The sequence below is a fragment of the Azospirillum sp. P4_B5 genome, from assembly GCF_056402275.1.
On sequence record NZ_JBFUHT010000046.1, the window covers coordinates 1 to 20,436 of the forward strand.

A 20,436-nucleotide genomic window follows, 5' to 3' on the forward strand; every position below is an offset into this window, starting at 1 on the left:
CGGCCACGCGGGCGCCGCGGGCGGGTAGGAGCGGGAAGGGAATCCAGCCTCCGATGTCCAGAAGCACGCGCTGCGATTCCTCCTGCATCAGCGGTTCGTAGCGCTTGGCCACCTCCAGCGGCACTTGGTCGGAGAACATGGCGCGGCGCCGTTTCACCATTCACTGCGTGCGCAGGGTCCGCAGAAAGCCGCCGATCTCGCCGTTCAGGGATTCCGACTGCTGGGCCAGTTGCCGGGACGCCTCCAGCACGGCGTAGGCCATTGTCCCGCACTGCCCGGCGGCGGCGGTGACCCCGGAGATGTCGCGCGCCACCTCGCGCGTGACGTCGGCGGCCTGCTGGACGTTGCGGCTGATCGCCTGGGTGGCTGCCCCCTGCTCCTCCACCGCCGACGCGATGATCGTGGCGATGCCGTTCACCTGCTCGATGACCCGCGCCACACCGCTGATCTCCGCCACCGCCTCGCCGGTCGCGGACTGGACGCCGGCGACCTGGGCGGCAATTTCCTCGGTGGCGCGGGCGGTCTGGCTGGCGAGGCTCTTCACCTCGCCCGCGACCACCGCGAAGCCCTTGCCGGCCTCGCCCGCGCGGGCCGCCTCGATGGTGGCGTTGAGCGCCAGCAGGTTGGTCTGCGCCGCGATGTCGTTGATCAGGCTGACCACGGTGCCGATCCGCCCGACCGCCTCGGCCAGCCCGGTCACCTTTCCCGTGGCCCGCTCCGACGCGGTGGCGGCGTCGCGCGCGATCCGCGAGGCGTCGGCGACCCGGCGGCTGATCTCCCCCACCGAGCCGGACAGCTGCTCCGTCGCCACGGCGACCGTCTGCACATTGACCGAGGTCTGTTCCGTCGCCGCCGCCACGGCGCCGGCCAGCCGGTCGGTCTGTCCGGCGGCCCGGGTCATCTCCTGGGCCTCGCGCTCCATCTCCTCGGTTTCGAGAGACACCGACTTCATCACCTCGCCGACGCTCCGCTCGAACCGCTCGGCGAGGCCGGCGAGGGTGCGGCGCTTGTCCTCCTCCGAGCGGCGGAGAGCGGCGGCCTGATCGGCTTCCAGGCGCTTCTTCTCCTCGGCGTTGCTCAGGAACACGCGGGCGGCGCTGGCCATGGCGCCGATCTCGTCGCGGCGGTTCGCCTCGGGAAAGGCGACGGAGAGGTCTCCGTCCGCCAGGGTGTGCATGCGGGTGCTGAGGCTGCGGATCGTGGCGCTGAGCCGCACCCCGACCAGCGCGATCAGGCAGACCGCCGGCACCGCCGACAAGCCGGCCACCGCCAGGACGGTCCACAGCGTGCCCAGGAAGGCGCCGCGGATGTCGTCGACGAAGACGCCCGTTCCGATGTAGATCCCCCAGGGCTGGAAGATCTTGATGTAGGACAGCTTCGCCGCCGTCTCGTCGCTGCCTGGGGCGACGTTCCAGAAATAGCCGTAGGTTCCCTCACCCGTGGCCCTGGCGATCCGCGCCATGTCCATCAGGATCGGCGCCCCCCTGGTGTCCTTCACGCCGGAAATGTCCTGCCCCATCATCTTCGGGCTGGGATGGGCGAAGCCGAAGCCGTCCAGGGTGATCGCGAACAAATATTCCTGCCCGCCGTAGCGCATGCCGAGAAGCGACCGTTTGAAGCGGGCCTGGGCCTCCTCCCGCGTGATCTGCCCGGAGGCGGCCTCCGCCTCGTAAGCGGCGGCCATGCTGTGGGCGGCCTCCACCATGAAGCGCAGGGACTGGACGCGGTCCGCGTGCATGCGCTGGTAATTCAGCCAGAGGCCGGCGCCGACGACGGCAGCCGACGCGATGCTCGCCAGAGCCACCAACCCCCAGAGCTTCGAGCGGATGGACAAATTATCGAACATGACAACCCTTCCGACAAATGCGCGCCGATGACCGATTGCGCGCCGGCCGTTCGGCCATCGGAATGCTATAAGAGAAATCGTGACTCATTCATTAATAGTTTTACTTGATAGAACCCAAAGACTGAGCGTTGATCATAGACCTTTCGTTGCGGACGTTTTGTTTGTTCTGTCAGAAAATTGATGTCCCTTGCGAGGTTTGAAAGTTGTCACGCTTGGACGTGTTCTATCGCGGTCAGGCGCCGGGGGCTGATTTCTGGGTCAGGACGAGGAAAATCTTTTCCTCGAGCTGTTCCGGGGTGAAGGGCTTGGCGATGTAGGCGCTGACATTGTGGGCCAGCGCCCGCTCCACGGCCTTCAGCGTGGCGAGCGCCGTCACCATCAGGAAGGGCAGATCGCGCCGCACTTCGCGCACGCGGCGCAGCACGTCCAGGCCGCTGGCCTTCGGCATCATCCAGTCGCAGACGATCAGGTCGTACGCCCCGTCCCCGGCCAGCCGGAGCAACGCCTCCTGGCCGTCCGCCGCCGTGTCGATGTGACCGATGCCAAGGTCGCGCAGCACCGATTCGACGAAGTGCCGCGGCCCGTCCTCGTCGTCGACGACCAGAACGCGGATGGCGCCGAGATCGATGAAGGGCACGCCGATCACCCCCAGCGCCCCGCGCATCCAGGAGGCGCGGGCCGAGCGCTCCTTGCCGCCCGTGGCGCCCAGCAGGAAGGAGCGCACGAAGCGCGGCCGGTGCACCTGCCGGTACAGCGCCTTGGCGACCGCCGCCCGGCTCTTGCCGCGGCAGAAGGCGCCGTCACCGGCCAGCCGCACCATCTCCAGCACCGTGTCGGGGTTCGGCTCGTCCTTGCCCTGAAGGGGGCTCAGCAGGCGCTGGGTGCGGATGAAGGCGTTCTGGATCTCGTCGATCTGCCCGGCCATATGCTCGCGGGCATCCTCCGCGAAGGCGCTGTCGAGCACGAGCTTCTGGACCTCCGACAGCCCCTTCAGCTTCTCGGTCTTCTCCTTCCAACAGTCGAGCAGGCGCCCGGCGAAATCCCGCCCGTCGAAGAACTGGGTCAGATAGCCGTTCACCGCCCGCTCGGCGCTGGGCGACAGCGGCATTTTCTGCAGAACGAACAGGATGCGGAGCTTCTGCATCAGCGTCCGCCCCTTGGTGATCTCGGGCAGCGTGTCCTCGTTGACGAGCAGAGCGCTGCGCCGCTGGAGCGCCGCCTCCGTCCGGGCGCCGCCGAAATAGCCTTCCCCCGTGCGCAGCCGCTGGGACACCTGACTCAGCGCCATGATCTCCCGCTGAACCGCCTCCACCCCGAACAGGTCGCCGGCGCTGGTGATGGTGAAGCGGTCGGGCTTCGACAATTCACGGCGCAGCGCGAAGATCAGGCTGTCGCTCAGCACCGGCATGGCCGTGCGGCGCACCAGCGTCTCAAGACCCTTGAAGACCGGTGGCGCCTCGTCGGACAGCGGCTTGTCCCCGGCGATCAGCGACACGATCATGTCCACCCGGTCCACGAAGGCAGCGTCCAGGGAGCAGGAGGCCGTGCCGGTGTCGCTGCGCAGGATCTCGCCGAGCAGCCGGTCGAGCGGCGCCAGCGCGTCGGCGTCCTCCAGGCCGTCCGCCAGTTCCAGAAGAAGCCGCGCCTTCTCGGCGAAGCTGCGGCCTTGATACAGGTGCGTGGTCAGCGCCGCATCGACCATGAAGCGCCCGGTGAAGGCGTCGCGGGCGGCGATCAGCCGCTCCGCGGTGGCGGCGTAGGTGGCCGGCGTCAGGTCCGGCGGCTGGGCGTCCTTCAGCCGCTCACGGGTCACCCGGGCGACCTCGTTGACCAGGGCGGTCAGCGCGCCCTTGCGGTCCATCGCCCGCTCCGCCTGCTGCAGGATGGCGACGAAGGTCGGGATGTTGGACAGGCTCTGCTGATGGCGGGGGGAGTGCAGAAGCTCGGTCGGAGTCAGCGCGTTCTCATCGAAATAGCGCTGGCAATGCCGGCCGATGCTGTCCCGGCCCTGCGGGGTGTAGAAGTCCTCCGGGGTCCGGCAGACGGCGGTATCGCTTCCGCCGTCCGTCTCCAGGTCCCGGCCGTCCGCGATGCTCTGGTCCGATGCCATGCCCTAACCCCGTCTCATTCGGCCAGCAGCCCGCGCACCGCCTCGATCAGGCGGTCCGGGGCCACTGGCTTCATGACGATCCGGCGGCCGGGCTGTGCCGTCATGTCCGCCGCCGTTTCATGGGACGCGTAGCCGGTCAGGAAGAGGATGCGCAGATCGGGGTTGCGCTCCGCCAGGGCGCGGCTCAGTTCCAGGCCGTTCATGCGGGGCATCGACATGTCGGACACCACGGCGTCGAACAGCCCGCCGCATTCGTCCCAGCGCTCCAGCGCATCCAGCCCGTCCACCGCCTCCGTCACCGTGCAGCCGGCCTCCTCCAGCGCCAGCCGGACATAGGTGCGCACGGAGTCCTCGTCGTCCACCAGCAGGATGGCGGCACCCTCGTCCTCGCCCAGCCCCAGCCCGTCAGTCGGCGAACCGGCCTTCACGGGGGCGGGAACGGCGGGCAGATGGATGGAGAAGACGCTGCCGCGCCCGTCCGGCCCGGCCTCCATCTCCACGGCGCCGCCGGCCTGCCGGGCGGTCCCGTAGACCATCCACAGGCCGAGACCGGTGCCCTTGCCCGGCTCCTTGGTGGTGAAGAAGGGCTCCCAGATGCGGTCGCGCACCGCCTCCGGCACGCCGCAGCCCTCGTCGATGACGCGGATTACGGCGTAGCGGCCGTGCGCCAGCGCGCCGTGCCGCCCGAAGAAGCCGGTATCCGGCAGGGCGCTGTCCAGCGTGATGGTCAGCCGCCCGCCGTCCGGCATGGCGTCGCGCGCGTTGAGGGCGAGGTTCAGGATGGCCTGGTTCAGCATCACCGGGTTGGCGACGGCGTGGGCGTCGCCGTCGCCGATGCGGATGTCCAGGTCGATGCCGGCGCTCATCAGCGGCTTCAGGAAGATCTTCAGGTCGCGCACCAGCGGCGCCAGCGCCACCACCTCCGTCTCGTCGGACGGGCGGCGGCGCGAGAAGTCGAGAAGCTGCGCGGTCAGCGCGGCGGCCCGGTCGGAGGCCTTGGCGATCTCCCGCACGCAGGTGGTGACGCGCGCCGGATCGTCCGGCGCCCGTTCGGCCAGCCGGGCAAATCCGCCGATGGCGGTCAGCATGTTGTTGAACTCGTGGGCGATGCCGCCGGCCATGCGGCCCACCGCCTCCATCTTCTGCGACTTCTGAAGCTCCGCCTCGGCACGGCGGCGGTCGGTCACGTCGTTCAGCACCAGGAGAACCGCCGGTTCCCGCTGGTAGACCGCGGGAAAGGCGCCGATCTCCACGTGGCGCTGTTCGCCCGACGGGCGGGCGATCGCGCATTCCACGCGCTGGTGGTCGCCCTCCGCGCCCAGCCCCAGCCCCAGCCCCAAACGCGTCGTCACCGTCTCCGCCTCCACGATGAAGCGGTTGAGGTCCACCCCCTCCAGCCCGTCGTTGCCGCCCACCCCCAGGATGGACGCCGCCGCGGCGTTGCCGAAGCGGATGGCCCGGCGGTCCCAGATGACGATGCCGTAGGGCGCCAGCTCGACCAGCTGGCGGTAGCGCTTCTCGCTCTCGCTGAGCGCGCTGACGGTGGCCTCCAGCCGCTCCGTCTGGCCGGCGAGCTGTTCCTCGCGCCGCTTCAGTTCGGTGATGTCCATCAGGATCTTCACGATGCCGCCGGAGCCGGTGGCGTGCTCGCTGATGCGGTACCAGCGCCCGTCGGACAGCCGCCCGTCCACCGGGTCGGTGTGCAGCAGGTGGCGCTTCATCCGCTCGGCGATCCAGTTCGCCATCTCGCGGTCGTCGCCGTCATAGCCGCCGCGCTCGGCGGCGGCGCGCAGGATGTCCTTGAAGGCGGTGCCGGGCACCAGCACGTCGGCCAGATTCGGATAGGCGCTGCGGTAACGCTCGTTGCAGAAGATCAGCCGGTCGTCCGGGCTGAACAGCACGAAGCCCTCGGAAATGCTGGACAGCGCGTCGTGCACCACCGACTGCATGAAGCGCGCCTCGACCAGGGCCAGCGTCTCCGCGGTCGTCTCGATGCCGGTGCCGCGGTAGCCGGCGAACCGCCCGTCCGCGTCGGTGAAGGGCTGGGCGCTTATGCGGAAGACACGGGTGTCGCCCGCCCCGTCGCGCAGCATAATTTCCAGATCGCGGAAGGCTCGCCCGGCCTCGATGTCGGCCAGCTGGACGAGCCAGGTGTCGGTGTCCTCGACCAACGCACCGAGGTCGAGCAGCGAATCGCCGAACACCGGCGCCGGATCACCGCCAAGAAGCTCCGGAAGCCGTTCGGACACATAGGTGTAGCGATGGTCGGAGGCGCTTTCCCAGAACCAGTCGGACGCGGCCTCGGCGAAGTCGCGAAAGCGCTGGCGGCTGGCCGCCAATTCCTCGTTGGCGGTGCGCAGCAGACGGGCGGAGCGGTCCAGAGCCGCCGCCGCAGCGCGCGCGCGGCGCACCGAAAGGACGGCCAGCGCCGCCATCGCCAGCGTCATCACGCCGAGCGGCAGCATCAGCCGGTCGCGCCCCTCCTCCGGCATCATCACGGCCAGCAGGCCGGCGGCGCCGAGCATGAGGAACAGCAGGTCGGTCAGCCCGCCCAGCCCGCGGCGCGCTGCCGCTTCCCCGGCCGGCCGGACGGCACGGACGTCGAGGTCGGTGTCGGTGGGGGGCAGCCCGCCCCGGCCGGAAAGATCCACGGAGCCCCGCTCCATTGTCATGGGTGTACCGCCGCGCAAGGCGCGCCGTGCATAGACCCGTAATAGGAGGGGAGCCGTTAACAGCCGGTTTCGCTGTTCGCCTTCGTACGACCGGATTCTACCGTGAGCATACGATTTTCACCGCTCAGCGCCGGTTGACCAGAACCAGGATCTTCTCTTCGAGCTGTTCGGGAGAAAAGGGTTTGGCGATGTAGGCGGTGACGTCGTGGGCCATGGCCTCCTCGACCGCGATGATGGTGGCGAGCGCGGTGACCATCAGAAAGGGCATGTCCGGTCGGACCGCGCGGACCAGCTTCAGGAACTCCAGCCCCGACAGGCGCGGCATCTTCCAGTCGCAGACGATGAGGTCGAAGGCGCCCTGCCGTTCCTCGAATCGGGTCAGCGCCTCGCGCCCGTCCTGGGCGATGGTCAGGTCGGTGATGCCGAGGTCGCGCAGGATCATCTCGACATAGCCGCGCGCGGCCGGCTCGTCGTCGGCCAGCAGGACGCGCAGCGTGTTCATGGCGCGCATCGGCAGGCCGGCGCCGGCCAGCGTCGCGAAGAAATGGGCGAAGCGCTCGGCCCGCTGCTCCGTCGCGTCCTTGCAACGGGCGAGGTAGCCGCGCAGGAAGGCGGTGGAACGGACATGGTGCCCGACAAGCTCGCGCGCCGCCGCCACGCATTTCCCCTCGGTGAAGGCGCCCTCGGCGAGCAGGCTGGCGAACTCCATGACCTCGTCGACGTGGGGCGGGCGGTCCTTGGCGATGCGGGCGAAGACCTTGTTGGTGCGCAGGAAGGTGTTCTGGATCTCGTCGAGCATGCGGACGTAGCGCTCGCGCAGGCCGTCCGGCAGGGTGGAGCGCTGCACCCGCCGTTGCAGGTCGGCCAGCGCCTTGATGCGGGCGCGCGGCGTGCGGGCCGTCTCGAACAGGCGCTGGGTGAAGTCGCGGGCCTCCAGGTGGCGGCGCAGATGGGCGACAATCATGCGCCGGCTGCGCTCCCCCGACACCGCCCCTTCGAAGGCCAGCAGATCGACGATGCGGGCGTAGTGGCTCTTGGCGTGCAGCACCGCCTCCAGCCGCGCGCCGGACAGCAGGAGCGCCACCCGCCGGTCGATCAGCCGGGTCGTGCGCTCCCCGCCGATCACCCCGCCCTTCACCGTCAGGCGGGCGGCGAGGAGGCTGATCGCCGACAGCTCGTCCAGCACCGCCGCCACGCTGTTCGGCTCCGCCTTGGTGCCGGACAGCGGCGCATCGCCGAGCAGGGCGTGGTGAACCCCCGCCTCCAGCCCCAGCCGGGCGGCGCGCGCCTGATGGCGGACGACGAAGGCGGACAGGCGGTGCAGCACCGCCGGGGCGTCGGGGTGCGACGGCGCCTCGCCCCGCCAGACCATCGCCATGGCGTCGAGCACGCCGCGCAGCCCGTCCGCCCAGCCGAACAGCGCCTCGACCACCAGCCCGTTGGCCAGCATCTCCCCGACGATCTGGTCGAGGATGGCGATGCCCTCGCCGGACAGCCCGTCCCCGTCGAGCGACAGGATTCGCACCAGCCGAAGCTCGTGGTTGCGCCCTTCTCCCAACCAAGCGGACAGCCAGCAATCGATGGTGTGACGCCCGGCGAATCCCGGCGTCCGCGCCATGGTCTGGGCGACCGTAGCGGCGAACTGCTTGGCGTCGATGGACAGGGCCGCACCGCCGTGGGCGCGGCGGGCGGTGACGGCCAGCACCTCCTGCTCCAGCCGCTTCAGCTCCTCCAGCCGCATGGCGGGGGAGCGGCGGCCGGGGCGGGCCTGCCGCTGCGCCACCCGCTCCAGCACCTGGGCGCGGCGCGGCCAGTCGAGGAAGGAGCGTTGCGGCTCCACCTTGTGCAGGAATTCGGTGGGGGTGATGCCGCGCGCCTCCAGGAACTCCGCCAGCTCCTCCGCGATCAGGAATCGCGCGGCGGGGGCGAAGACCTCCTCGACCCGGACGCAGACGGCGGACTCCGGCGCCTCCTCCGGCGCGTCGCCGCTCAGTTCGCCGAGAAGGGCGTCGACGTCGTAAGCGCCGATGGGAATGCCGTCGGTCGGGAGCGGGGAAGGCGGCGGAACGGCGCTCATCGATGTCCCGCCATCAGATCAGCAGCGCGTGGATCGTGTCGGCCAGCTCGTCCGGGTTGATCGGCTTGCGCAGGAAGACGATGCGGCGCCCGCCTGATTTCGGATCGGCCAGCAGGTCGTCCAGGCTTTCCGTCTCCGGCGGGTAGCCGGACATCAGGACGGTCGGCAGATCCGGATTCTCCCGGCGAAGCGCGCGGGCCACCGACGCCCCGCCGACCTGCGGCATCACGAGGTCGGTCACCAGCAGGTCGAAGGCCCCGCCATGGTCGGCGTAGGCGCGCAGGGCCTCCGCGCCGTCGGCGGCGCAGACCACCCGCATGCCCATGTCCTCCAGCGTCAGGCGGATGAAGTCGCGCACCTGCGCCTCGTCCTCCACCAGCAGGACGGTGGCGGCCATCGACAGCCCCTCCATCTCCTCATTCTCCGCGTCCAGGAAGACGGGATCGTCCAGACCGGGGGCGTCCGCGTCCGGCAGCTCCGCAGCGTCCTCCACCGGGAAGCGGAGCGTGAAGACGGTGCCGCGCCCCAGCTCCGTGTCCACCTCCACCGCGCCGCCGGCCCGCGCGACCGTGGAATAGACGAGCGCCAGCCCCAGCCCGGTCCCGGCCCCCGGCTCCTTGGTGGTGAAGAAGGGTTCGAAGATGCGGTCCACCACCGCCGGATCGATGCCGCAACCGGTGTCGGCGACGGTGATGGACACGCCGGGATCGTCCGTCCGCTCCACCGCGATGGTGATCGGGCCGCCCTCCGGCATGGCGTCGCGGGCGTTGAGCACGAGATTGAGCAGCGACTGGTGCAGCAGGGCGGGGTCGATGGTCACCACCGCCCTGCCCCCGGCGCCCTCGGTCCGCAGCGGGTGGCGCTCGCCCAGCGTGGGGCCGAGGAAGCGGCGCAAATCGTCGATCACCGCGCCGACGCGCACCGGACGCGCCGCGTCGGTCTGGCCGGGCCGCCCGAAGCTGAGTAGCTGGGCGGTCAGGCCGGAGGCGCGGTCGGTCGCCTTGACGATCTCGGTCAGGCACTGCTCGACCCGCGGGCGGTCCTGCGGGGCGCGGCGGGCCATCTGGGCGAAGCCGCCGATGGCCGTCAGCATGTTGTTGAACTCGTGGGCGATGCCGCCGGCCAACTGGCCGATGGCCTGCATCTTCTGCGCCTGCTGGATGGCGCGCTCCGCCTGCTTGCGCCCGGTGATGTCGGTGAGGACGAGGAACCACGCCGCCTCTCCCTCGACCGCGAAGGGGTGGATGCCGACCTCCAGTTCCCGCAGGGCACCCTGCGCGGTGACGAAGCGGGCCTCGACCGGCGGCGGGGCTTCCAGGCCGCTGTCGGGCGGGGGCAGCCAGTCGAACAGGCGCTGCACCCCGTCGAACTCTGTCGCCTCGACGAGCGGGATGCGCAGCATGGCGTCGGGATCCCCGCTGCCCAGGATCAGCGCGGCGGAGCGGTTGGTGAAGCGCAACCGCTGCCCGTCCCAGATCAGGATGCCGTAGGGCGCCATCTCGACCAGCCGGCGGTAGCGCGCCTCGCTGTCGGCCAGCGCCTCCTCGTGGCGCTTCAGCTCGGTGATGTCGGTGAGGATCTTGACTACGCCGCCGAAGCGCGTGGCGTGCTCGCTGATGCGGTACCAGCGCCCGTCGCCGAGCTGGTGATCGGTCGGCGGCCCGCTGCGGGTGTGGCGGTTCAGCCGCTCGGCGATCCAATCGGACGGATCGCCCAGATCGTCGCCGGCCGCCCCCCGCTCCACCGCGACCCGCAGCAGATCGGCGAAACGGACGCCGGGAACCAGATGGTCGGACAGCAGCGGGTAGGCGGCGCGGTAGCGGTCGTTGCACAGCACCAGCCGCCCGTCGGCGCCGAACAGCACGAAGCCTTCGGACACGCAGCCGATGGCGTCGGACAGCAGCGCGCGGAAATGCGTCTCGCCGTTCTCCAGGGGGCCATCCTCCATGGGATGGCTCGGAGCCGGGATTTTCACGACGGCGTCGAGCCGGTTCCGCAGCGCCCGCAACGGACCCCGCAGATGGGCCAACGCGCCGGGCGGCGCGGCGGACAGCCGCGCGCCCAGGGTGTCGAGGAGTTCCGCAAGCTCTTGGTCGGGCCGGTCCATAACCCGGCATTCAACCATTACGCCCGGTCCCCCCGCCAGTTGATTCCGCGCTCAGCCCTGCTTCGGGAAATGGTGATGGCCGTGGTCGCAGACGCCGCGCGAATGCTTGTCGTCGCAGCTTTCACCGGACGCGGTCAGGCCGATCCAGGCGTGCAGCGTGTTGGGGTCGAATCCGGCCTTGCGGTCCGCCCCGACCTGGAGCAGCGGGCGGCGGATCAGGTCGCGGTCGGCCAGAAGGGCGGCCAGCGCCGACTCCTCGTCCAACTCGTCGGGCTTCACGGCGCCGGTCTTCACGGCGGCGGCGCGGCGGTTGAACCAGTCCTCGACCGGACGGTCCTCGAAGAAGGGGCGCAGGGTTTCGGCGGTGAGGGGCTCGGCGGCCAGATCGCGCTCCACCAGCGTGTGGCCGGCGGCCTGGAGTTGAAGCTTCTGCTTGGCGTTCGCCGTGCAGCCGGACAGACCGTAAAAGATCACTTCCGTCATGGGATTGGTGCTCCGCATCGAAACAGGACGAATTAGGTCCAGTCTACCGGCGCGGGGACCGGGGGTGCCGGTGACGGAATGTCGCACCCCCGGATTGTCGAGCGGGTCGGCTGTTCGCCAATCACTTGATGCGCTTCAGCGAGTCCTCGACGTAGGCGTTCGTGTAGGTCTTGGACAGGTCGATGTCCGTCGCGGCCACCGCCTTGTCGAAGGCCTTCAGCACCTTGTAGGCGGCCTCCGCCCCCTCCTGGGAGAAGCGGCCGTCGGGCGAGTAGGTCGGCTTCGAATGCTCGAACGCCTGGGCGTAGAGCGTCTGGTTGCCGAGGAAGTACTCCGGCGGCAGGACCTTCAGGACGTCCTCGGTCTTGGCCTGATCCAGCCACTTCAGCGTCCGCACGAAGACGTCGACCAGCGCTTGCGTGGTCTTTGGATTCTCCTTGATGAAGGCCGGCGTGGTGTAGAGCACCGCCGCCGGGTACGGCCCACCGTAAGTGTCCAGCGTGCCCTTCTCCGTCCGGGTGTCGGCGATCGGGGTCACGTCGCCGTCGGCCTCCAACTGGCTGATCACCGGGTCGAGGTTGGCGATGGCGTCGATCTCGCCGCGCTTCACCGCGGCCACCGCGCTGGGACCGCCGCCGACGCCGATGAAGGACACGTCCTCCGGCGTCATGCCGTGCTGGGTCAACAGGTAGTTGACCATGAAGTTGGTCGAGGAGCCAGGGGCGGTCACGCCGATCTTCTTGCCCTTCAGCTCCTTGATCGACTTGATCGTGCCGGCCTTGTTGACCGAGGCCAGCACGATGCCCGGATAGCGGCCCAGCAGCACCACGGCGGTGATTGGCTGGTCCTTGGCCTGCATCTGCACCGTGTGGTCGAAGGCGCCCGTCACGATGTCCGCCGAACCGCCGACCAGCGCCTGGAGGCTCTTGGCGCCGCCGCCGAAGTCGTTGATCTCGACGTTCAACCCGGCCTCCTTGAAGTAGCCGAGCCGCTCCGCCACCGTCAGCGGCAGGTAATAGAGCAGCGGCTTGCCGCCGACCGCCAGCTTCAGGTCCTTCTTCTCGACCTGCTGGGCGTTCGCCCCGCCGATCCCGAAGGCCAGGACCACCGCCGCGGCGGCGATCACGCTTTTCATACGCATGGCTTCCCTCCCAAGTTTCTTGCTATGGCGCAGTCATCCCTGCGCGTTGGTCGTCTGCGCCTCCTGCGGGCGCCAGTGCAGAAGGCGTTTTTCGATGATGGTCACCACGGCGTCGATCACCACGACGAAGATCGTCAGCACCAGCATGCCGGAGAAGACGCCGACCGTGTCGAACACCCCCTCCGCCTGATGGATGCGGTAGCCGAGGCCGGCGGCGGAGCCGAGATACTCGCCCACCACCGCGCCGACCATGGCGAAGCCGACCGCGGTGTGCAGGCTGGAAAAGACCCAGGACAGGGCGGACGGCAGATAGACGTGCCGGAACAGGTGCCGGTTGCTCGCCCCCAGCATCTTCGCGTTGGCCAGCACGACCGGGCTGACCTCCTTCACGCCCTGGTAGACGTTGAAGAAGACGATGAAGAAGACCAGCGTCACCCCCAGCGCCACCTTGGACCAGATGCCGAGGCCCAGCCACAGCGCGAAGATCGGCGCCAGCACCACGCGGGGCAGCGCGTTCACCGCCTTGATGTAGGGGTCGAAGACGATGGAAACCAAGGGCGCGCGGGCGAACCAGAAGCCGAAGGCGATGCCCGCGATGGTGCCGATGGCGAAGGCCAGGGCGGTTTCCAGAAGCGTGATCCCGAGATGGTACCAGATCACGCCGGACGCGAAGTCGCTCCAGGTGCGCTCCAGCACCGCCAGCGGCGTGCCGAAGAAGAAGGGGCTCAGGATCTTCGTCGCGGTCAGGACGTGCCAGAGCAGGAAGAAACCGACCAGAACGGCGACCTGCAGCAGCAGGATCACCGGGCGGCTCGGCAGGCGTTTCACACGGGCCACGGCCATAGGGTCCTCACGTCAGCTTGGACATCATTTCAGTTTGGTCTGGGCATAGCCCTTCAGCACTTCCTCGCGGAGCTGCCCCCAGATTTCCCGGTGCAGGTCGAGGAAGCGCGGCGTCATGCGGATCTCCGCCACGTCGCGCGGGCGTTCCAGGTCCACCCGGTACTCGCCGATCAGCCGGGCTCCGGGGCCGGCGGACAGCACCAGCACCCGGTCGGACATGGAGATGGCCTCCTCCAGGTCGTGGGTGATGAAGACCACCGACTTGCGGTCCGCCGACCACAGCTCCAGCAGTTCGTTCTCCATCAACTGCCGCGTCTGGATGTCGAGCGCCGAGAAGGGTTCGTCCATCAGCACGATCTTCGGATCGACGATCAGCGTCTGGGCCAGCGCCACCCGCTTGCGCATGCCGCCCGAGAGCTGGTGCGGATAGCGGTCGCCGAAGCGATCCAGCCCGACGCGGGCCAGCCAGGGAAGCGCCCGCTCCTCCGCCTCGCGCCGCGGCACGCCGCGGAACTCCAGCCCGGCGGCGACATTCTCCAGCGCCGACTTCCAGGGCATCAGCGCGTCCGCCTGGAACATGTAGCCGGCGTGCGGATTGATCCCGTCGACCGGCTGGCCGAAAGCCAGGGCGCGCCCGGCGCTGGGGGCGAGCAGACCCGCCGCGACGTTCAGGATGGTGGATTTGCCGCTGCCGGTCGGCCCGACGATGGACACGAACTCCCCCGCGGCGACCGACAGGGTCACGCCCTGGACCGCCGTGTAGCTGTGCCCGCGTCCGTCGGGCGATGGAAAGGTGCAGGTCACGCCGTCCAGGCGGAGCGCGGCCTTGTCCGCCCCCTCCGTCCGCAGGGCGGCCGCCACGGCGGCGCTGTCTGACATCGATGCGTTCCATCCCTGATGTTCGTTTTCACGGCATCTTGGCGGAATGAAGCGGTGGCGGCAATGGGTGCTGCAAACAATCGTTTCCGCGGATGATGGGATTCAATCCAGCCGCGCGAAGAACGCCATGATCGCCGGACCCACCCCTTGCGGCCATTGATGCGGGTAGAAGCGCCCGTTGCGCGTCCGGTCGTCAGCCAGCGGGCACCACAACACCGGATTCGCCGCGCCCTCAGCGCCGTAGCGGCGGCAATTGAAGCGGTGCGGCTCGTCCGGCTCGCTTCCCGTCGGCAGTCCATCCTGGGCGAGCAGCGAACGGCGCAGGCGCAGGGCTTCGGACACCGGCACCTGCTCGTCGCGCGGGTTGTGCAAAACCATGGCGGCGACCGGTCCGCCGCAGTCCTTGGGCCGCGCGGAACCGCCCCCGACGCTGGCCAGCCCGCGGATCACCCCGCCCCGCGCGCAGGCGAGGCTGTTGGCGAACGACCCGCCCAGCGAATGGCCGACGACGAACACCCGGCCCATGTCCAGGCAGTAGGTCGCGGCCATGCTCTCGAGGACGGCGTCGAACAGCCGGAAATCGCGCAGCCGGTGCGGCGGGTCGCCGGGATCGGCCCACACGTTCAAGCCGCGGGCGTCCTTCAGGCTGGCGGGATAGACGACGATCGCCGGCTCCCCCGCCTGCCCCTCCAGGGCAAAGTAGCGCCGCACCTCGGCGTTGCTGTTGGTCCGCCCATGGAAGGCGACGACGAGACTGTGCGGACGGTCGGGGCGGTAGCCCTCCGGCACGGCCACGATCATGCCGCGCGCCGCCCCGTCCAGCGTCACATGGTCGGGCACCGTTGCCGGGGCCGGCGCTCCGCAGCCGCGCGATAATTGCTGCGGCGCCACATTATTAACCAATTCCGCCGATAAGCCGTGGAAGGACCACAGAATCAGCATGGCCGCGGCGCAGAATGCGCAAAATTGTTTCACCATTCACAGCCCGAACGATCGCCTTCCTCCATAAACAGCCTGCGGCGAGGGTCGTTGCACCTTTGGGCAGGCTTGTCGTTAACCATCACGCAAGCATTTCCCGGCACCCTCCTTCCCAGAGCAAGGAGGTTTCGATGCCGGTTCGCGCGACTGCACGCATGATGGTTCTGGGGCTGCTGCTGGCCGTCGGCTCGTCTGGGGCCGCGACCGCCGACAGCCTGTCGGTGAACCGTCCGAACCCGGCGCCGCCGCCCGTCGCCTCCGACTTCCCTGACGCCACGCTGGTCCGCGTCGATCAGATGGACTCCACCACGCTGCGGCTGGACGGCATCATCACGCCGGCCGTGGAGCAGCGCTTCTCCGACGCGCTGCGCAGCGTGCCGGCCGGCCAGCCGGTGGTGGTCGAACTGTCCAGCCCCGGCGGGTTCACGACCGCGGGCTACCGCATGATCGACCTGATGCTGGCGGAGCGGCAGGCGGGGCGCTCCGTCGCCACCCGTGTGGCCGGCGGGCAGTCCTGCGAGAGCATGTGCGTCGGCCTCTATCTGGCCGGCTACCCGCGCTACGCCGCGCCGACCGCGGAGTTCATGGTGCATGCCCCGCGTCTGGCAGAGAACGGCCGCATGACGCTGCGCTCCACCGACCAGATGGTGAAGCGTCTGGTCGCGCTGGGCGCCGCCCCCGCCTGGATCGAGCGGGTGCGGGCCGCCGGCGGCTTCTCCGGCAGCCTCGACTACCGCGACAACGCCGACCATCTGGCGGCGGTGGGCGCCAACATCGTCACCCACCTGATCCGCTGACGTCTTCTACGCTTCGCTTTCCACGCTTTACGCTTCGCTTTCCTTGAGGCGCCGAGCGATCTCCGGCATGACCGCCGCGTCGACGTTGGCGAAGGCGAAGCGCAGGTAATTGTCCTGGCCGGGACCAAACATGGAACCGGGCAGGCACAGGATGTTGTGATCGCGGGCCAGCCCCTCTGCCACCTCGTGGGCGCGCTTGCCGGCGAAGGGATGCCGGACATAGGCGAAATAGGCCCCGATGCTGGCGATGCGGTAACCGGTGCCGCTGGCCTCCATCGCCGATTGGAAGGCATGGACGCGGGCCAGGATGTCGCCGCGCTTCTCCGCCACCCAGCCGTCGAGATTCTCCAGCCCGAACAACGCCGCCTTCTGTCCGACATGCGGGGCGCAGATGGCGAGGCAGTCCATCACCTTGCGCGCCTGGGACAGCAGGCCGGCGTCGGCGATCACCGCGCCCACCCGGTAGCCGGCGAGGCTGTAGACCTTGGAGAAGCTGTAGAGCTGGACCAGCGTGCGCCGCCAGCCGGGCCGCTGGAACAGCCCATGCGGCGCCCGCCCCTCCCAGTCCGGAAAGTCGCGGTAGGTCTCGTCGAGCAGCAGCTTCACGCCGCGCCGCTCGCACAGTTCGTACAGAGCGGCGACGGCGTCGGGCGAGGCGATGGCGCCGGTCGGGTTGTTGGGAGAGATCAGCACCAGCGCGCGGGTGCCGGCGTCAATCAGCCGCTCGGCCTCCGCCGGGTCTGGGATCAGCCCGTTCTCCTCGCGCAGCGCCAGCGGCCGGGCCTCGATGCCCAGCATGTCCAGCGTCATCTTGTGGTTGAAGTACCAGGGGGCGGGCAGGATCACGTTGTCGCCGGCCCGCGCCAGCCCCATCACCGCCACCGCGAAGGCCTGATTGCAGCCGGCGGTGATCAGCACCTCGTTCGCAGTGACGTCCGCTCCGTAGAGCGATCCGGTGCGCCGGGCCAGCGCCGCGGTCAGCGGCGGGATGCCGTCGATGGCGGTGTAGCGCGCCGTGTCCGGCGCCCGCACCTGCTCGGCCAGATGGGCGGTCAGCGCGTCGGCGGGCGGATAACCGGGCACCGCCTGACAGAGGTCGATCAGCGGCTTGTCCGCCGGAAAGCTGCGGCCCTCGACCCAGCGCCACGCCTCGGCGATGGGCGGGGCCTCCGTGGCGGCGACGAGCGGGTTGACGTCTCTGCGGTCCATTCCCTGATGTCCAGTCTGCGAGGTCCGATTTTTATGGGGCGCCATGGTGGACCGCCCCGCCGGGCTCGCGCAAGGGACCAGCGCGGGAAGACCACGCATGGCAGGTCCAGCGGGGGCAAAGCAGGGATCAGGCGCCGTTCAGCACCGCGTCCGGCTTGCGGCCAACCAGGGACTCATAGACCTCGGGGTCGGTCGCCCCTTCCGATCCGAAGACCAGCACGCGGGCGTCCGGGGCGAGGCCCAGGCTGGTGCGGGTCGCCGGGTCCGCTGCGGCGCAGAGCAGGCCGGCCAGACCGGCCACGCCGGACTCCCCGCCCACGATGGGCCGCCCCCCATACCGCCCCTCGGCCAGGAGGCGCATCGTCGCCACCGCCGCGTCGTCGGGGATGGTCAGGAAATCATCGGCCCCGCGCTCCAGGATCGCCCAGGCCAGCAGGGACACCTCCCCGCAGGCGAGGCCGGCCATCAGCGTCTCCAGATCGCCCTTGGAGGGTGTCGGACGGCCGCTGACGGCGCTCTGGTACAGGCAGTCGGCGGCGTGCGGCTCCACCACCACGAAGCGCGGGCGCTGGCGGCCCAAGCTTTCCCACAAATGGCCGCAGACGGCGGCGGGCAAGGCCCCTACCCCGCCCTGCACGAAGACATGGGTCGGGCGTTCGCTGGCCGGAAGCTGGCCGATCGCCTCCTCCACCATCACCGTGTAGCCTTGCATGACGTCGCGGGGGATGTCCATGTAGCCGGTGTAGGAAGTGTCGGAGACAACGTGCCGGCCATGCTCCCGCGCGTCCGCCGCGGCCTGCCGCACCGCGTCGTCGTAATTGCCGGCCACGCGGACGACGCGGGCGTCGAAGGACTCGATCGCCTGCTGCCGCCCCTGGGAGCAGTTTCCGGGAATGTAGATGACGCAGCCGCAGCCGAACACCTGCGCCCCCCAGGCGACGGAGCGGCCGTGATTGCCGTCGGTCGCCGTGGTCACCGTGATGCCGCGGGTCACCTTGGCGTAGCGCCCGACCACCAGATCCAGCGCGGTCACCGGAACGCCGGGCACGCGGGCCTGCACTTCGCGCACCAGCAGGCGCAGAACGGCGTAGGCGCCGCCCAGCGCCTTGAAGCTGTGCAGGTTGAAGCGGCTGCTCTCGTCCTTGTACCAGATGCGGTCGACGCCGGCGGCGCGGGCCAGCCCGCTCAGCGAGCGCAACGGGGTCGGGGCGTAGCCCGGCCAGGCGCCGATCTCGCTCATCGCATCCTGGAAGGCGGCACGGCTCAGGATCGCCCGTTCGGAAGGCCCGTAGGGGTGGTCCGTGTCGGCGCGCGGATTCGAAAAGAGACGCGGGGTGCCAAGCGGCGGCAGGTCGGACATCGTGTTCGCTCTCCAGCGCCGCAGGAACGGCCGCAGCCACGAAAGCATTGCCGGCCACGCCGCGTCAAGCCACGCGCGTTGTCCCCGGACAAAGCGCCGCGAGCTGTGCTAACAGCGCCTCCCCCCGCGCTCCGGCCGGCGCGCCGAAGGCGGCGGGGTTCCCGTTCCTCAAGGAGATGGTTCCGTCGTGACGACCGGTTTCAACACCACCGCCGCCGACCAATTGAAGCAGTTCGCCGACCGCATGGAGCGGTTGATGGACGAGATCGACGGCCTGAAGGCCGACCTGAAGGACCTGCGCAGCGAGGTCAAATCCGCCGGCTTCAACATCAAGGCGCTCGACAAGCTGGTCGCCATCCGCCGCAAGGACGCCGGCGAGCAGGAGGCCGAGCTGCTGAACGACCTGATGCTCTACGCCCACGCCACCGGCACGCCGCTGGACATCGTGGTGCCTGAGCCGGCCGAGTGACGCCGTAAGGATCGTTGCGAATCCGCATCGTGATTGTTCCGGGAGCGCAACATGACGTTTCGCTTCCGGAACAAGTCATTGCGCAAACGCATCGAAACGCGGAAAGATTAGCGCTTCCACTCGCGGCTGGATTTCACGAAGTCGGTCAGGGTGACGCCGATCTTGTCGTCCACGATGACCACCTCGCCGCGGGCGACGAGCACGCCCTCCACATAGACGTCGGTCGGGTCCTTCAGGTGCCGGTCCAACTCCACGACGGCGCCACGGCCGAGCTTCAGCAGGTCGCGGACGCGCAGCATGGCGGTGCCGATGACCACCTTGATCTCGACCGGCGCATCGCCGATGGCGAAGGCGTCGCTGCTCATGTCGTCGGACGAGCCGGCGCCCAGCAGATCGTCGATGTTGGCCATGCCGCACTCCTTCACCCCGGGTCACCGGACCCTTCCAACCGACTAGAGTTACCGCACCGGGCGCGCCGGGGCAACGGCGACCGTCGCGGCGCCCTGCGACAAGGATGGGATACAACAGCGCAGATTTGGTTTTCCTGCGCCGCTTTGTGTTGATACCCTGCCTGCCCGACGTGAAACCCCGACGTGAAACCAGCCGCGAAGGCAGAGCCATGACGACCGATTCCCAACGCCCGCTGGTGGACAGCGCTTGGCTGAAAAGCGCCCTCAACCGCGCGGACCTCGTGGTTCTGGACGTGCGCACGCCGCCGGCTGGCGGCTTCGTCCCCGGTTCGATCCATTCCGACTACGCCAAGGCCGGCTGGCGGGCGACGGTGGACGGCGTTCCGGGCCTGCTGCCCGACACCGCCGTTCTGGAAGGGCTGATCGGCGGGTTGGGAATCGGCAACGGGGACCACGTCGTGCTGGTCGCCAGTGGCCTGAGCGCCGCCGACATGGGGAACGCGACGCGCGTCTATTGGACCTTCAGGACACTCGGCCATGACCGCGTGTCAGTGCTGGACGGCGGCTTCGCCGCCTGGAGCGACGCCGGCAATCCAGTTGTCACGGCCGCCGCCATCCGCCCCGCCGCCACCTTCACCGCGTCCCCCCGCGAGGACTTGCGCGCGCCCCTGCCCGTGGTCGAGGCGGCGGTGGCCGGCGGCTCCGTCCCGCTGCTGGACTCCCGCTCCGCCGAGCAGTTCGAGGGCAAGGCCAAGAGCCCGCAGGCCCGCGTTCCGGGCACGCTGCCGGGGGCGGTGCTGATCGAGAACGGCGCCTTCTACTCCGCCGCCGAGAAGCGCTTCCTCTCCGCCGACGCGGTGAAGGCTCTGGCGGATCAAGCCGGGACGGGCGACGCGACGATCACCTTCTGCAACACCGGCCACCTCGCTTCGGTGTCCTGGTTCGCGCTGAGCGAGTTGGCGGGGATCGACGGGGTCCGCCTCTATGACGGGTCGATGTCGGAATGGACCGCCGACCCGGCCCGCCCCGTCAAGAACGGGCCGGCGGCTTAGTCC

General features: G+C 69.6%; 16 protein-coding genes. 3 read left to right on the forward strand and 13 right to left on the reverse strand.

Going from position 1 to position 20,436, the window contains the following annotated elements; translation table 11 throughout:
* Positions 1-160: 160 nt before the first annotated feature.
* The 10 genes from AC1DVI_RS26385 to AC1DVI_RS26430 form a co-directional block, all read right to left on the reverse strand.
* A complete protein-coding gene (locus AC1DVI_RS26385) occupies positions 161-1,846 on the reverse strand; it encodes a methyl-accepting chemotaxis protein (protein ID WP_476960505.1) in 1,686 nt (561 codons plus the stop codon).
* A 232-nt stretch (positions 1,847-2,078) separates the two neighbouring features.
* Complete coding sequence (locus tag AC1DVI_RS26390; protein WP_476960506.1) at positions 2,079-3,956, reverse strand: response regulator; 1,878 nt, start codon at positions 3,954-3,956, stop codon at positions 2,079-2,081.
* Between the two features lie 14 nt (positions 3,957-3,970).
* On the reverse strand, positions 3,971-6,607 hold the full coding sequence (locus AC1DVI_RS26395) for a hybrid sensor histidine kinase/response regulator (RefSeq protein WP_476960507.1): 2,637 nt from the start codon (positions 6,605-6,607) through the stop codon (positions 3,971-3,973).
* Positions 6,608-6,752: 145 nt separating this feature from the next.
* Complete coding sequence (locus tag AC1DVI_RS26400; RefSeq protein ID WP_476960508.1) at positions 6,753-8,705, reverse strand: response regulator; 1,953 nt, start codon at positions 8,703-8,705, stop codon at positions 6,753-6,755.
* A gap of 13 nt (positions 8,706-8,718) precedes the next feature.
* The gene (locus AC1DVI_RS26405; RefSeq protein ID WP_476960509.1) at positions 8,719-10,812 is read right to left on the reverse strand and encodes a hybrid sensor histidine kinase/response regulator; all 2,094 of its coding nucleotides are present in this window, start codon (positions 10,810-10,812) and stop codon (positions 8,719-8,721) included.
* Positions 10,813-10,863: 51 nt separating this feature from the next.
* Positions 10,864-11,295 carry an ArsC/Spx/MgsR family protein gene (locus AC1DVI_RS26410; RefSeq protein WP_035673230.1) on the reverse strand — a complete coding sequence of 144 codons (432 nt, stop codon included), beginning with the start codon at positions 11,293-11,295 and terminating at the stop codon, positions 10,864-10,866.
* A 121-nt stretch (positions 11,296-11,416) separates the two neighbouring features.
* Complete coding sequence (locus AC1DVI_RS26415; RefSeq protein WP_476960510.1) at positions 11,417-12,436, reverse strand: ABC transporter substrate-binding protein; 1,020 nt, start codon at positions 12,434-12,436, stop codon at positions 11,417-11,419.
* 33 nt (positions 12,437-12,469) lie between these two features.
* Positions 12,470-13,279 (reverse strand): ABC transporter permease, encoded by an 810-nt coding sequence (locus AC1DVI_RS26420; protein ID WP_476960511.1) that lies wholly within the window; start codon positions 13,277-13,279, stop codon positions 12,470-12,472.
* A gap of 24 nt (positions 13,280-13,303) precedes the next feature.
* Complete coding sequence (locus tag AC1DVI_RS26425; protein ID WP_476960512.1) at positions 13,304-14,158, reverse strand: ABC transporter ATP-binding protein; 855 nt, start codon at positions 14,156-14,158, stop codon at positions 13,304-13,306.
* A gap of 102 nt (positions 14,159-14,260) precedes the next feature.
* Positions 14,261-15,100 carry a CE1 family esterase gene (locus tag AC1DVI_RS26430; RefSeq protein WP_476960513.1) on the reverse strand — a complete coding sequence of 280 codons (840 nt, stop codon included), beginning with the start codon at positions 15,098-15,100 and terminating at the stop codon, positions 14,261-14,263.
* 167 nt (positions 15,101-15,267) lie between these two features.
* On the opposite strand from AC1DVI_RS26430, the gene AC1DVI_RS26435 reads away from it, so the two are divergent.
* The gene (locus tag AC1DVI_RS26435; RefSeq protein WP_149167635.1) at positions 15,268-15,933 is read left to right on the forward strand and encodes an ATP-dependent Clp protease proteolytic subunit; all 666 of its coding nucleotides are present in this window, start codon (positions 15,268-15,270) and stop codon (positions 15,931-15,933) included.
* Between the two features lie 27 nt (positions 15,934-15,960).
* On the opposite strand, the gene AC1DVI_RS26440 is transcribed toward AC1DVI_RS26435, so the two are convergent.
* Together AC1DVI_RS26440 and AC1DVI_RS26445 are read right to left on the reverse strand one after the other, a co-directional pair.
* Entirely contained in the window at positions 15,961-17,142 is a 1,182-nt protein-coding gene (locus AC1DVI_RS26440; protein ID WP_476960514.1) for an aminotransferase, read from the reverse strand.
* Between the two features lie 127 nt (positions 17,143-17,269).
* Positions 17,270-18,502, reverse strand: coding sequence for a diaminopropionate ammonia-lyase (locus AC1DVI_RS26445; RefSeq protein ID WP_476960515.1), 1,233 nt, complete (start codon positions 18,500-18,502; stop codon positions 17,270-17,272).
* 187 nt (positions 18,503-18,689) lie between these two features.
* Between AC1DVI_RS26445 and AC1DVI_RS26450 the strand changes: the two genes are divergently transcribed.
* Positions 18,690-18,971: a DUF2312 domain-containing protein gene (locus tag AC1DVI_RS26450; RefSeq protein WP_014240219.1), complete on the forward strand. Its 282-nt coding sequence runs from the start codon at positions 18,690-18,692 to the stop codon at positions 18,969-18,971.
* A 107-nt stretch (positions 18,972-19,078) separates the two neighbouring features.
* Here AC1DVI_RS26450 and fliN read toward each other — a convergent pair whose 3' ends face one another.
* A complete protein-coding gene (gene fliN, locus AC1DVI_RS26455) occupies positions 19,079-19,381 on the reverse strand; it encodes a flagellar motor switch protein FliN (RefSeq protein WP_014240218.1) in 303 nt (100 codons plus the stop codon).
* A 209-nt stretch (positions 19,382-19,590) separates the two neighbouring features.
* Between fliN and AC1DVI_RS26460 the strand changes: the two genes are divergently transcribed.
* On the forward strand, positions 19,591-20,433 hold the full coding sequence (locus tag AC1DVI_RS26460; protein ID WP_476960516.1) for a sulfurtransferase: 843 nt from the start codon (positions 19,591-19,593) through the stop codon (positions 20,431-20,433).
* The last annotated feature ends 3 nt before the right edge of the window (positions 20,434-20,436 follow it).

Excerpts from the sequence above, each read along its gene's own strand:
- AC1DVI_RS26385 (WP_476960505.1), bottom strand. The coding sequence starts at position 1,846 with ATGTTCGATAATTTGTCCATCCGCTCGAAGCTCTGGGGGTTGGTGGCT.
- AC1DVI_RS26415 (WP_476960510.1), bottom strand. The coding sequence starts at position 12,436 with ATGCGTATGAAAAGCGTGATCGCCGCCGCGGCGGTGGTCCTGGCCTTC.
- AC1DVI_RS26445 (WP_476960515.1), bottom strand. The coding sequence starts at position 18,502 with ATGTCCGACCTGCCGCCGCTTGGCACCCCGCGTCTCTTTTCGAATCCG.
- AC1DVI_RS26400 (WP_476960508.1), bottom strand. The coding sequence starts at position 8,705 with ATGAGCGCCGTTCCGCCGCCTTCCCCGCTCCCGACCGACGGCATTCCC.
- AC1DVI_RS26405 (WP_476960509.1), bottom strand. The coding sequence starts at position 10,812 with ATGGACCGGCCCGACCAAGAGCTTGCGGAACTCCTCGACACCCTGGGC.
- AC1DVI_RS26460 (WP_476960516.1), top strand. The coding sequence starts at position 19,591 with ATGACGACCGATTCCCAACGCCCGCTGGTGGACAGCGCTTGGCTGAAA.
- AC1DVI_RS26440 (WP_476960514.1), bottom strand. The coding sequence starts at position 17,142 with ATGGACCGCAGAGACGTCAACCCGCTCGTCGCCGCCACGGAGGCCCCG.
- AC1DVI_RS26390 (WP_476960506.1), bottom strand. The coding sequence starts at position 3,956 with ATGGCATCGGACCAGAGCATCGCGGACGGCCGGGACCTGGAGACGGAC.
- AC1DVI_RS26410 (WP_035673230.1), bottom strand. The coding sequence starts at position 11,295 with ATGACGGAAGTGATCTTTTACGGTCTGTCCGGCTGCACGGCGAACGCC.
- fliN (WP_014240218.1), bottom strand. The coding sequence starts at position 19,381 with ATGGCCAACATCGACGATCTGCTGGGCGCCGGCTCGTCCGACGACATG.
- AC1DVI_RS26435 (WP_149167635.1), top strand. The coding sequence starts at position 15,268 with ATGCCGGTTCGCGCGACTGCACGCATGATGGTTCTGGGGCTGCTGCTG.
- AC1DVI_RS26425 (WP_476960512.1), bottom strand. The coding sequence starts at position 14,158 with ATGTCAGACAGCGCCGCCGTGGCGGCCGCCCTGCGGACGGAGGGGGCG.
- AC1DVI_RS26430 (WP_476960513.1), bottom strand. The coding sequence starts at position 15,100 with ATGCTGATTCTGTGGTCCTTCCACGGCTTATCGGCGGAATTGGTTAAT.
- AC1DVI_RS26420 (WP_476960511.1), bottom strand. The coding sequence starts at position 13,279 with ATGGCCGTGGCCCGTGTGAAACGCCTGCCGAGCCGCCCGGTGATCCTG.